The 12399-nt window shown below is 36.4% G+C and carries 12 protein-coding genes; 7 read left to right on the forward strand and 5 right to left on the reverse strand.

Annotated elements, in window-relative coordinates; all coding sequences use genetic code 11:
* Positions 1 to 205: 205 nt before the first annotated feature.
* A complete protein-coding gene (locus tag CIB95_RS10925) occupies positions 206 to 454 on the reverse strand; it encodes a cytoplasmic protein (RefSeq protein ID WP_094925080.1) in 249 nt (82 codons plus the stop codon).
* A gap of 25 nt (positions 455 to 479) precedes the next feature.
* Entirely contained in the window at positions 480 to 1319 is an 840-nt protein-coding gene (locus CIB95_RS10930; protein ID WP_094925082.1) for a lipoate--protein ligase family protein, read from the reverse strand.
* A 126-nt stretch (positions 1320 to 1445) separates the two neighbouring features.
* On the opposite strand from CIB95_RS10930, the gene CIB95_RS10935 reads away from it, so the two are divergent.
* Both CIB95_RS10935 and CIB95_RS10940 read left to right on the forward strand, forming a co-directional pair.
* A complete protein-coding gene (locus tag CIB95_RS10935; RefSeq protein WP_094925084.1) occupies positions 1446 to 2750 on the forward strand; it encodes an HD domain-containing protein in 1305 nt (434 codons plus the stop codon).
* A 14-nt stretch (positions 2751 to 2764) separates the two neighbouring features.
* On the forward strand, positions 2765 to 3280 hold the full coding sequence (locus tag CIB95_RS10940; RefSeq protein ID WP_094925086.1) for a YwgA family protein: 516 nt from the start codon (positions 2765 to 2767) through the stop codon (positions 3278 to 3280).
* Between the two features lie 47 nt (positions 3281 to 3327).
* Here the strand turns inward: CIB95_RS10940 and CIB95_RS10945 are convergent, their stop codons facing one another.
* A complete protein-coding gene (locus CIB95_RS10945) occupies positions 3328 to 3924 on the reverse strand; it encodes a hypothetical protein (protein WP_094925088.1) in 597 nt (198 codons plus the stop codon).
* Positions 3925 to 4085: 161 nt separating this feature from the next.
* On the opposite strand from CIB95_RS10945, the gene CIB95_RS10950 reads away from it, so the two are divergent.
* Together CIB95_RS10950 and CIB95_RS10955 are read left to right on the forward strand one after the other, a co-directional pair.
* Positions 4086 to 4373 carry a hypothetical protein gene (locus tag CIB95_RS10950; RefSeq protein ID WP_142296499.1) on the forward strand — a complete coding sequence of 96 codons (288 nt, stop codon included), beginning with the start codon at positions 4086 to 4088 and terminating at the stop codon, positions 4371 to 4373.
* A 95-nt stretch (positions 4374 to 4468) separates the two neighbouring features.
* Complete coding sequence (locus tag CIB95_RS10955) at positions 4469 to 5248, forward strand: CPBP family glutamic-type intramembrane protease (protein WP_094925092.1); 780 nt, start codon at positions 4469 to 4471, stop codon at positions 5246 to 5248.
* A gap of 58 nt (positions 5249 to 5306) precedes the next feature.
* Here the strand turns inward: CIB95_RS10955 and CIB95_RS10960 are convergent, their stop codons facing one another.
* Complete coding sequence (locus tag CIB95_RS10960; protein ID WP_094925246.1) at positions 5307 to 6605, reverse strand: NCS2 family permease; 1299 nt, start codon at positions 6603 to 6605, stop codon at positions 5307 to 5309.
* A gap of 181 nt (positions 6606 to 6786) precedes the next feature.
* On the opposite strand from CIB95_RS10960, the gene CIB95_RS10965 reads away from it, so the two are divergent.
* The gene (locus CIB95_RS10965) at positions 6787 to 7326 is read left to right on the forward strand and encodes a YwhD family protein (RefSeq protein ID WP_094925094.1); all 540 of its coding nucleotides are present in this window, start codon (positions 6787 to 6789) and stop codon (positions 7324 to 7326) included.
* Positions 7327 to 8293: 967 nt separating this feature from the next.
* On the opposite strand, the gene CIB95_RS10970 is transcribed toward CIB95_RS10965, so the two are convergent.
* Positions 8294 to 10363 (reverse strand): transglycosylase domain-containing protein, encoded by a 2070-nt coding sequence (locus CIB95_RS10970; protein WP_094925096.1) that lies wholly within the window; start codon positions 10361 to 10363, stop codon positions 8294 to 8296.
* A gap of 202 nt (positions 10364 to 10565) precedes the next feature.
* Here CIB95_RS10970 and speE point away from each other — a divergent pair, with 202 nt between their 5' ends.
* Both speE and speB read left to right on the forward strand, forming a co-directional pair.
* Positions 10566 to 11396, forward strand: coding sequence for a polyamine aminopropyltransferase (gene speE, locus CIB95_RS10975; protein WP_094925098.1), 831 nt, complete (start codon positions 10566 to 10568; stop codon positions 11394 to 11396).
* Between the two features lie 12 nt (positions 11397 to 11408).
* Positions 11409 to 12281, forward strand: coding sequence for an agmatinase (gene speB / locus CIB95_RS10980; protein ID WP_094925100.1), 873 nt, complete (start codon positions 11409 to 11411; stop codon positions 12279 to 12281).
* Positions 12282 to 12399: the final 118 nt, after the last annotated feature.

Raw genomic sequence — 12399 nt, forward strand, 5'->3', positions numbered from 1 at the left:
TGTGTATTAAAAAGCCGAACATTAAAATTGTAGTTCCGTCAAAAATTCGGAGACTCCTATGGGAAAAGCACGTATGTGAAGCCCCCACAATAAAGCGTTTTATCGCTTTATTGTGAGGTTGAGGTAGTGCCCGTGGAAAGCGAAGAATTTTGACGGAAGATCTAAATGTTGATAAGAGCATCATTCTTTTGTCCCAGCTTCTTCTTTAAAACCACTGCATATGCATACCCTTTAAAAATGTTTCGGTAATAGGATAACCTGAGCTTTCTCCAATGATAGAATCAATTCCACAATAAGGACACAAAGCAGTTTGGGCATTATCAATCCACTGCTCAATGTCAGGTGGGCTGAAAATTTTAATGCAATAAAAACACCCACATGTATCATCGTTTTCTAATTCTTGTCGATGATAGGAACTAAAACGATGTGCATGTTTATAGTCGTTTTTTTGCAACACTACCACTCCCCATAAAAATATTTTACTTTTCTAGTGCTTTCTCGTTTCGCTTGACTACTCTGTCATAGTTTTCATAGTACAGTTCAAGTTCATCTGTTGATAATTGGTTTTGAACAATCTCTTCCGTGTGGAATTGCATTGCTTGTAAAAGGAAAAGGATCATTTCATGTACATGTTTTTCATTACCGATAATTTCGGAAAGAGAAGCCATTGTAGATGGTTCTACTTTTGGAAAAACTGTTTTTGTTTTTTCTCCTTTTGTAGCTAAAGTATAAAATTGTTGGATGAGTTTTGCTCGCTCGGAGCCACTACCTGTTATACATAAGTAAATTTGCACAGCTACACCATTTCTTAGGCGGCGTTGCGATATCCCGGCAAACTTTTTTCCACCAACACTTAAATCATAGCTACCAGGGCAATAAGAACCCATGATTTCTCTTGCTTCAATTGTTAAATTATATTGTTTTAAACTTTCTTTTATTAATTGAAACATCGCGTCATAGCCACGATCTATATCAATGCCTTGCTCTGTATCGGGAACTACTAGTGAGATGTTTAACACACCTTCATCTAATACAACAGCTAACCCACCAGAATTTCGTACGATAACGTTGTAACCATGCCCTTCTAAAAAATTGATTCCTTCTTGCAAATAAGGAAGCCTTGTATCTGCTATTCCGAGAACAACGGTTTTATGATGAACCCATGAACGAATGCAAGGGTCAGATTTTTTGCTACCTACTTGTGCGCATAGCGTGTCATCAATTGCAAAAGACCTTAGTGCACCAAATGCTTCACCAAGTGTCGTTTGGTCAATATAGCGCCACTTCTTTTGGGTTAATAATGTTTCATTGTTACTCACTAGAAATCACCTTCATGTCTAAAATGCTTTATTTATTATAGCATGTTTTATACCAGTCATTGACAAATGTCGAGGAGAATCGCAAAATAGAAAATAATGTGTTTTTTGAAAGGGTAGGTGCTCGCCTTGAAATTTCTGAGCGAGAAATTAAACGAAGAAAAAGTTTTTAAAGACCCAGTTCACCGTTATATTCATGTTCGATTTCGCTTAATATGGGAGCTAATCGGGACGAAGGAATTCCAACGATTACGTCGAATTAAGCAGTTAGGAACAGCATACTTTACTTTCCACGGAGCGGAACATAGCCGCTTTAACCACTCATTAGGTGTCTACGAAATAGCACGCCGCATCATTGATTCGTTTGAAGATATTGAAGATGTAGAGAAGTGGTCAGATCATGATCGAATGCTTTGTATGTGTGCTGCATTGTTACATGATTTAGGTCATGGACCATTTTCGCATTCCTTTGAAAAAGTTTTCCAACTTGATCACGAAGATTTCACACGTAAAATAATTTTAGGCGACACTGAAATTAATGAAGTCTTAAAAAAGGTAAGTGAGAATTTCCCTCAAGAAGTGGCTGATGTTATTGCGAAAACGTCAGACAATAAACTAGTCGTTAGCTTAATTTCTAGTCAAATTGATGCCGATCGTATGGATTATTTATTACGAGATGCATACTACACTGGGGTAAGTTATGGTCAATTTGATATTGAGCGTATTTTACGAATTATGAGACCACATGGCGATCAAACAGTTATTAAGCATAGTGGTATGCATGCGGTAGAGGACTATATTATGAGCCGTTACCAAATGTATTGGCAAATTTACTTCCACCCAGTTTCAAGAAGTGCTGAGGTAATTTTAACGAAAATATTACACCGAGCGAAGCAACTTTATGAAGAAGGGTTCACATTTAAATTGCCTCCACACCACTTTTACTCTACTTTTGACGGCAATGTATCAGTTGAAGATTACTTAAAGTTAGATGAAGGCGTGGTCATGTACTACTTCCAAATTTGGCAAGAGGAAAACGATGAAATTTTGCAAGACTTATGTCGACGCTTTATGAATCGTAATTTCTTTAAGTATGTGGAATTTAACCCGAATGACCACATGAAAGAATGGTATAAATTGATGGCTTTATTTAAAGAAGCCGGTATTGACCCAGAGTACTATTTAGTAGTAGACTCATCTTCTGACCTTCCTTATGACTACTATCGTCCAGGGGAAGAAGGGGAGCGTTTACCTATTAACTTGTTAATGAAAAATGGTGAATTGCGCGAACTTTCACGCCAATCAGAAGTGGTTGAATCGATTGCAGGTAAGCGTAGAACAGATCATAAATTATACTTCCCATTAGATATATTGATGGATGAAAAAGACAATGGGGAAATTAAAAGGAACATTAGAGAAATTTTATATAAATAGGGGAGGATACTGCTTTGCTCAAGGATCACGCGAAACTATTAGCCCTATTCCAACGTGCAGGGGAAGTTGTTGGGCGGAAAAAACTACAAAAAATTGTTTACATTGCAAAAAAATTAAACTTCCCTTTTAATGAAAAATACCAATTTCACTTTTATGGACCGTACTCTGAAGAGGTCACTTGTCGAGTAGAAGAATTATGTAATTTTAAGTTTATTGAAGAAGTAAAAGAGAAAAAAGGCGGATACTTCCAATATCGCTATACGCTTACACCAGAAGGGGAAACGTTTTTAAGTCATCATGATGTGGACATGCCCGCATTAGAAAATGTTGTTTCAAGTATGAATGGAAAGAGCTCACGTTTTCTAGAGCTTGTCTCAACAGTTCTTTACTTTGATGAATTAGAGAAAGATGAAGTGAAAGAAAAAATAACTACATTAAAAGCGAAACAGCGCTATACAGATGATGAGATTGAAGAAGCTTACGAATATATTAATCTACTAACACAACTACAAACAGAACTTCATTGTTAACGAAAAAGGTTTGAGGAATATAACTCCTCAAACCTTTTTTTTTGCAATTATTTATTTACATATCTAATTTTTGCTGCCCATAGCTTATCTGCAATTAATTTTCCTTTAGAATCAAAGCCTCGAATAATATATTTATCACGATTGTGATCATTACTATCCAAAACAAATAATGTGTAATTATTAGTTACTTCTTCAACATCATAATATTCTTGATTAGCTCTTACATCATCAAGCGTCATACTGTAGGGAGAACTAGTATGTAATCTTCCAAGGTGGTTACCAACTGTTATATATTGAATGCTAGAATTAGCAGATGTTTTTATTGCTAGTAAAAATCCATCTTTGCCATCCAATTCGGAAGTGCCAAAACCGGTAACTGCGAAAGGTTTATCTTTTTCAATAGATTGATCTGTAGATTCCCCGCTATATTTATACAACAAATGAAAAACGCTTTCTATTCTTGCAACGCCAAATGTCCCAAGGTCGGGATCTTCAAACAAAATTGCTTTACCATAGACCGTGTCTTTTGAAAGTACATGTTTGCCAGTAATGGTACTAGCTGCGGTAAAGCCAAAGCCACTAAACAAACTATATATAAGAGGAAATAATACGATTAAAACCAATATGTAATATCTTTTTTTCATAATTAAACCTCTCTTACTATCATTATTTAGCATTATCATACCATAGATAAATACTGGGAAATTGTCATTGTCAGTCGAATGCGAATAGATGCAACGTTCTCGAATAAAATATAGTAATTTATTAGTTCTTATAGTTAATTAGTAGTGATGGAAGGGTGAGCGTGATGAAAAATAAATTATTAATTGCTCTATTTGTACTTGGTGTTTTTGTTACTTCATGTGGTTTACTAAACATGCTTAATTCGAAAATAAACTATATGTATTCGTATGGTGCGCTCGTTATAGGTATTGTCATCCTGGCAATCCCAGTAGGGTATGTGAAATGGCGTTTAGGTAAACTGTGGCTAACTTTTAAAAATGGTCAGGATTTTAAGGAAGTCATGGCATCTCTAATTAAGTATGAAGTAGAATTTGGGTCGAATTATTCGAAGAAAAATTCTCATCATTAATGCAATTTTTGTTTACCAAAATGGTAAAAATAGGATATTATACTTATAGGTAATAGTATAATAGTACTAGTATTTTATGATTGGAGGGGTTAAGTATGAAAGCGTTTAATATGAAATTATATTTAATTTTTCTTGGGTTATCATCAATTGGAATAGTAGGCCTTATTCCTTACACAATGAAGGCAAACAAGGAATTAATTGCCGAGCTAGATCTAAACCCAGCCTTAATTGCTGCAATTCAAGGAGTGCAGATGATTGTTCTTACAGCTGTACTTCTCTTTGTTGGACTTCTTATTTGGAAGAAGGCTGGATTTCAGTCAGTCATAATTGAGAAGTGGCTCCAAAAGCAGAAAATAACGATTAATATAAAAAAATATACTCTTATATCTATTGGATGGGGAACTGTTGCATCTTTATTAATTGTTCTTACTAGTTTTACATATGAAAAATTAAGTTTCGTTGAGAAGTCGTCAACCAATGAACCGATGTTATGGTGGGAAGCGATATTGGCAAGCTTTTACGGTGGGTTTGCTGAAGAAATAATGATGCGTTTATTTTTAGTGTCATTGCTTGTAATATTATTGAGTAAATTATTTAAACAAAAGGAAAATAAAAAACCTATTATATATGTATTATCTATCATCCTAGCAGCAGTAGTGTTTGGAGTTTTGCATTTACCACTTTTAACAACGACAGATTTAGGATTCACCTCTATTTCGATTAGTTATGTATTATTAATGAATGGATTAGCTGCGATAGTTTTTGGGGTATTGTATTGGAAAAAAGGAATCGAAGCTGCCTTTATTGCTCATTATACAACAGACATTTGGATTCACTATATCTTTCCGACTTTCTTTAGTTTTACGCTTATATAATGACTAAAACGGAAACACCCCACTACAAGAGTAGTAGGGTGTTTTTTTCCTGGCTGGATTAATGTTGTACAAAAGCAAGTAAGTAAATAAATAGCAGTGCAAAAATATAAAGTAAATAGTGAACTTGACGCCATTTTCCACTAAAGATTTTTAATATTGGGTATGCGATGAAACCGAAGGCAATACCTGTAGCAATACTAGAAGTAAGTGGCATTGCTAAAATAACTAAAAATGCAGGAAACGCTTCATCAAATTCATTCCAAGTAATTTTCCCAATTGCCACCATCATGTATGAACCTACAATAATTAATGCTGGGGCTGTAATTGCAGCAACGTTTGATACTGCACCGACTAACGGGCTAAAGAAAGCAGCAACAATAAATAACATCGCAACAGTAAATGTTGTTAAGCCAGTACGACCTCCTGCAGCTACACCACTTGAAGACTCAATATAAGCAGTCGTTGGGCTAGTACCGAACATTGCTCCAACAGAAGTTGCGACAGAGTCAGCTAGTAATGCTTGTTTTGCTTTTGGTAATTTATTATTTTTTGTAAGACCAGCTTGCTCAGCGACACCGATCATCGTTCCAGTCGTATCAAATAGTGTTACTAGTAAAAAGGCAAATACAACGGCATATAAACCATAATTAAAGACATCAACAAAGGAAAGTAGCGGGTTTGAGATAACTAAATCTGGCATGCTTGGAACTGCGAATATGTCCGTTGCTATTACTAAATAATCAGTAAAATAAGCGACAATAGCAGTTGCAATCATTCCGACAAACAATGCCCCAGGCACTCGCAAAACAATGAAAACTAGTGTTACAAATAAACCGAATAATGAAAGTAAGACTGTTGGAGATTGTAAGTTTCCTAGTGTAACTAATGTTTGCTCATTAGCGACTACTAGCCCTGTCATACGCAAACCGATAAACGCAATAAATAGACCAATACCAGCAGTAATTGCATACTTTAAGTTTGCTGGAATCGCATTAATTAATACTTCGCGAAATTTTGTTAATGATAATAGTACAAATATAATACCGGCAACGAAAACTGCACTAAAAGCAGTTTCATATGTAATAGTTTCAGAGTTTCCAACGACATAAAAAGCAAAATATGCATTTAACCCCATACCAGGAGCGATTGCTATTGGGTAGTTAGCGAAAAGTGCCATCCATAATGTTCCTAATACTGCTGCTATAATTGTAGCCATAAATGCTGTTTGGAAAGGGACACCAGCGAATTCTAATATTGAAGGGTTAACTACGATTATATATACCATCGTTAAAAAGGTAGTAAAACCTGCTAATAATTCTGTTTTAGTATTTGTGCGATTTTCTTTTAACTTAAAGATGCGATCTAACATAATAACCTCCATAATTACGAACATTTAAAACAACAAACTAAATATTATTCGCTTTTGTGGCAAAAAGCAATAGTTTTTTCAAATTGAGCAGAAACAATTATTTTAGGACAGAGTGCCGATATGATAAAATAACGTCATACGTTGTGCACCGCTTGAAGGAGGACAAAAAATGGACTTACTTAATAATGATGATAAAAATAAAAAGAAAAAAGGTAATGGTTTTACAATCATTACAAATGACCCGACAGATGGTCATGGAGGGTTTGGTTCTGGCTCTGCAGGTGTATTGAGTTTAAGCAATATGTCGCCTGTAATCGTCGATACGGAAGATGGAGATGCATACATCGATATGGGTGCAATGCATGCAAGAAGTGCTGTTGAAAAACGCATCAAATTCCTACCTAATCGTGAAGAAGTACCTAATGGGAAATTGTATTGGCTTGTGTGGGTACAAGTAGAAAGAAAAGAAGATGGTCCTTATTATGCTGGAGTTGCTAGCTGTGAGATGCGAATTGATGAGAGCATTCGTCGTGGCTATAAAAGTTTACCTGAACATGTAAATAATATGGATAAAGCATTAAAAGGGAAGATTATTGTTGATCACATGGATGAGAAATCGAAAAAGATTTTAGCTGATTTCTTAAAGGGATATGATGAGAGTATGTGGGATCGTTCAAGTGAGCAATTGAAGGCTGACTTAATTGGTTAGTATTATTTAAGGTTATACGTCGCTAGGCGTTCGCCTCGCTTTTCTATTGTCCAGATGCGAGCACCTTCGGCTCGAGGTCTGAAGCCAATCACTTCTAAAGACAAAAAGCGTCTTTAATCAGTGCTCGTCTTCAGCTTGTCGAAAATACCCGGTGTTCTCGCTTTTCTTTATTGATCCAGCTTCAGCAATCAACGTCTAGAAAACTTCACACTCTTCATTTCGATAAGTCTACATCGAATAGTTATCACTATTCGTGTATCCTTTATCTTAATCAGAGTGCTCCAGTATTTTACGCCGTTAACCGATTGCTTCAGCTTTTCTATTAATTTTTGAATGTTTTATGAACATTTTAGGAAACACTTGTACTTTTTAAAAAGAATAAGTAAACTAAATTTAGTTGATACGATTTACACCGTATTACTAGGACAGGAAAGAACCCGAGGACTTATATCCTCGGGTTCTTTCCGTTATTTTGCATATATTTGGATTCGAAGTGAAATTAGGGATTGCTTCAGCTTTTCTTATTTGTCTAGCTTCAGCAATCAACGTCTAGAAAACTTCACACTCTTCATTTCGATAAGTCAACATCATTCAGTGAAGTGGTTTCTAGAAAAGGCTCCTATCAACTAGAGAACTTCATACTACTCAATTACGATAAGTCAACATCAAAACGCTACGCTTTTTGTGTTTCCTTTATCTCATTCGCAGTATTCCAGTTCCATCGTTGATGAACAGTCGCCTTTCCTTTTCGATGCATCCTTTATCTCAAACAAAGTGCTCCAGCTTATACGTCGCTAGGCGTTCACCTCGCTTTTCTATTGTCCAGCTGCGGCTCACAGCGACTAGTAACCTTCACACTTTTTATTTACGATAAGTCAACATCAACTCGAACTTCTCGTTGTGTTTCCTTTATCTCAAACAAAGTGCTCCAGCTTATACGTCGCTAGGCGTTCGCCTCGCTTTTCTATTAAAATAGGCGATCGATTATACCTTGGAACCAGCCGTCATCTTCATCTTCTTTTTCTGTTTGATTCTTACGCTCTTTAGTCTTCCGTGGATCTTTAATGTGCTCTGTACAAAATTCCACTGGCTCTGTGCCCTTTACGTAGTAGGTCATTTTTTGAATAGGGCATGCTTCTGTTGCTCTTTTTCCGTTTTGTGGATTAACTAACACAGCAATGACATCATCTGGCGTTTTTAAACTTTCACTTCGTTTATTTTTTAGCGTTTCTTCCATTACTCTTGCCCATATTCTTTTTGCGTAAATTAACTCTTTCACCTTTTCAATTTTTCGGTTGTCATCATACCCTATCCATACACCAACAGCTAATTGAGGAGTAAAACCAATCATCCAGCTGTCCGTCGGAGTAGAACCTGATTTCCCTGCCACTCTACGCGATATTAAATTATTAATTGAAGAACCAGTTACTCGCATTTCAACTCCATTGAGCCGTTCGTCAAACATACCTTCCATTAGATTAGAAAGCAGAAATGTCGTAGTTGGATCTAGCACTTGCTCCTTTTCATAATCACGTTCGAATACAATATTACCTTGCTGATCAATCACTTTTTCAATAACGTGAGGTTCAATTTTCTTTCCGCCGTTAGCAATGATTGCGTAAGCATTTGTCATTTCCGAAACAGACATAAGTGAAGTTCCGAGTGGCAATGAAGGTACACTTGCAATATGACTTTTTATACCGAATTTTTTAATGTTCTCAACTACTTTATCAATACCTAAAAACAAGTTTGTTTTTACAGCGTAAATATTGTCAGACAAGGCGATGGCTTGCGCGAGCGTGATTGGACCATTTTGGTAGTAATTATTATAATTTGCTGGCGCATATACTTCACGACCTTCATCAAACGTAAATGAAGTTGGCTGGCTAAGTAATTGTGTGGAAGCCGTAAAGCCATTTTCAAGTGCAGTATAATATACGAGCGGTTTAAAAGTCGACCCGGGCTGCCGTTTTGCTTGGACAGCTCGATTGAATGGGCTTTGCTCATAACTATTACCGCCAATCATCGCGATAACAGCACCTGATTTTGGGTCAATCGCAACGAGTGCTGATTGAATAGTTGAATCATGGTACATTTCAACGTCGATAGCTTTTTCAGCCGTTTTTTGAACAAGTGGATGTAATGTTGTATACACTTTTAAACCGCCATTATTAATTAAGCGTTCACTAATTCCTAATTTGTTAAGAAGTTCATTTTTTACGATATCTTGAAAATATGGAGCGAGCCGATCAATTTTTTCTGTTTTTGATTTATAGACAAATTGAAGAGGCTCGTCCAAGGCTAATTTAGCTTCCTCAGCAGTAAGTTTATCTTGTTTTACCATTGCCTTTAAAATTGTTTTTTGCCTTGCTTTAGCATTTTTTTCATGGAGTTTAGGTGAATAGTAAGTAGGTCCTTTTGGGATACCTGCAAGAATAGTAGCCTCACTTAATGTTAACTCCATTGCAGGTTTATCAAAATAATAATTGGCAGCAGCTTCAATGCCGTACATACCATGACCGTAATAGATCGTATTTAAGTAGCCTTCGAGAATTTGTTGTTTATCATAATGAGCCTCTAGACGAAGCGTATACAAAGCTTCATGTAACTTTCGTTTCCAAGTTTTATCGTGCTCTAAAAATAAGTTCCGCGCATATTGCTGCGTAATTGTACTAGCCCCTTGCACTTTAGCCATTGACTTTAAATCCGCAATTGCAGCACCGACAATTCTTTTATAGTCAAAACCATCATGGTCAAAAAACTTCCGGTCTTCAATAGAAATAGTTGCGTGTATTAGGTGTTCTGAAATTTGCTCTAAAGGAACCCAATATCGTTTCTGTCCGTTGTTTGTCTCACCGATAATTGTACCGTCACTTGCATAAAATATCGACGATTGGGAAACGACAAGAGGAGGTGGACCTAAAGCTTTCACATAAAGAAGTAGTCCAATTATGGAAAGAATAATTAGAAAAGTAAATGTGCTAGCAAGAGCAAATAGGACTTTGAAAACCTTGCGCACTTTGCGATTCATATTCATAGAAATCCACCCCAATACTTTAATCTTTGTTACAGTATTGGATAGTTTGTCGAAATCTAAACATTTTTGTATATAGGAGTATTTTAAAATAAAAAAATTATACTTGCTTTTTTATTCCATTACTCTATACTTAGCTTGTTTGTAATTATCAATTTAGGGAACATTTAATAAAGATGGTTAACTTATGGAAAGGATGATAAATATGGGTGGAACTTGGTTTACTGAAAAACAAACAGACAACTACGGAATTACAATGAAAATTAACCGTACGTTACATACAGAGCAAACGGATTTTCAAAAGTTAGAGATGGTAGAAACAGCAGAGTGGGGGAACATGCTTATTTTAGATGGCATGGTCATGACGACAAAGAAAGATGAGTTCGTTTACCATGAAATGGTTGCTCACGTACCGTTGTTTACACACCCTAACCCGAAGAAGGTATTAGTAGTAGGTGGTGGAGACGGCGGAGTAATTCGTGAAGTCTTAAAACACCCAAGTGTGGAAAAAGCAGTTTTAGTTGAAATTGACGGAAAAGTTATCGAGTATTCTAAAAAGTACTTACCTTCGATTGCTGGTGCTTTAGATGACGCGCGTGTAGATGTACAAGTTGATGATGGATTTATGCACATTGCTAAAAGTGAAAATGAGTATGACGTGATTATGGTTGACTCTACTGAGCCTGTTGGCCCAGCTGTTAACTTATTTACAAAAGGATTTTATGCTGGTATCTCAAAGGCATTAAAAGATGACGGAATTTTTGTCGCGCAAACAGATAATCCTTGGTTTAAAGCTGAATTAATCCAAACAGTATTTAAAGATGTTAGCGAAATTTTCCCAATTACACGCCTTTATACTGCACATATTCCAACATATCCTAGTGGTTTATGGACGTTTACAATCGGATCTAAAAAACACGATCCTCTTGCGATTAGCGAAGAGCGTTTCCATGAGATTGACACGAAGTATTATACAAAAGAGCTACACAATGCAGCGTTCGCTCTGCCAAAGTTCGTAGCAGATTTAACGAAGTAAGGGGAGAAAAAAATGCGTTTTGATGAAGCTTATTCTGGAAATGTATTTATTAAAAGCCACGGAAACTATGATGAAAGCGATGTTGTCATCTACGGGATGCCGATGGATTGGACAGTAAGTTTCCGTCCTGGTTCACGTTTCGGTCCAGCAAAAATTCGTGAAGTATCGTTAGGGCTTGAAGAGTATAGCCCATATTTAGATCGTCATTTAGAACAAGTGAAATACTTTGATGCTGGTGATATCCCATTACCATTTGGTAATCCGCAACGAAGCATAGACATGATTGAAGAGTATGTCGGTACATTACTAGAGGCAGGAAAATTCCCGCTTGGAATTGGTGGAGAGCACTTAGTATCATGGCCAATTTTCAAAGCGTTCAAGAAGAAGTATGACGACTTTGTAGTCATTCATATTGATGCTCATGCTGATTTGCGCGAAGAGTACGAAGGTGAGCCATTATCGCACTCAACGCCAATACGTAAAGCGTGTGAACTTTTAGGGCCTGAAAATGTTTATTCATTCGGAATTCGCTCTGGTATGCAAGAGGAATTTGAATTTGCAAAAACTTCAGGAATGCACATGTCCAAATTTGAAGTAGCTGAGCCATTAAAAGAAATTTTACCGACACTTGCTGGTCGTAATGTTTATGTGACGATTGATATTGACGTATTAGACCCAGCTCATGCTCCTGGAACAGGAACAGCCGAGGCTGGTGGAATTACATCAAAAGAATTGTTAGAAGCAATTATGTTAATTGCAAAATCAGAAGTAAACGTTATTGGTGCTGACTTAGTAGAAGTAGCTCCAGTATATGACCACTCTGAACAAACAGCAATTGCTGCAAGTAAGTTTATTCGTGAAATGCTATTAGGTTGGACAAAATAATACAGTTTTCAAAAGTCGCCATATATAGGCGACTTTTTTTCTGGTAAAATAACAGAAAAATAAGAATGTTATGAAACGTAAGTGCTCCTTCCTCGTCATAACGACAGGTGGAACTGAC

Origin of the sequence: Lottiidibacillus patelloidae, from assembly GCF_002262935.1 — a bacterium.
GTDB lineage: Bacteria > Bacillota > Bacilli > Bacillales > SA5d-4 > Lottiidibacillus > Lottiidibacillus patelloidae.

Bases quoted from the DNA above. Each gene is read 5' to 3' on its own strand.
- CIB95_RS10965 (WP_094925094.1), top strand. From the start codon at position 6,787: ATGGACTTACTTAATAATGATGATAAAAATAAAAAGAAAAAAGGTAAT.
- speB (WP_094925100.1), top strand. From the start codon at position 11,409: ATGCGTTTTGATGAAGCTTATTCTGGAAATGTATTTATTAAAAGCCAC.
- CIB95_RS10955 (WP_094925092.1), top strand. From the start codon at position 4,469: ATGAAAGCGTTTAATATGAAATTATATTTAATTTTTCTTGGGTTATCA.
- CIB95_RS10945 (WP_094925088.1), bottom strand. From the start codon at position 3,924: ATGAAAAAAAGATATTACATATTGGTTTTAATCGTATTATTTCCTCTT.
- speE (WP_094925098.1), top strand. From the start codon at position 10,566: ATGGGTGGAACTTGGTTTACTGAAAAACAAACAGACAACTACGGAATT.
- CIB95_RS10970 (WP_094925096.1), bottom strand. From the start codon at position 10,363: ATGAATATGAATCGCAAAGTGCGCAAGGTTTTCAAAGTCCTATTTGCT.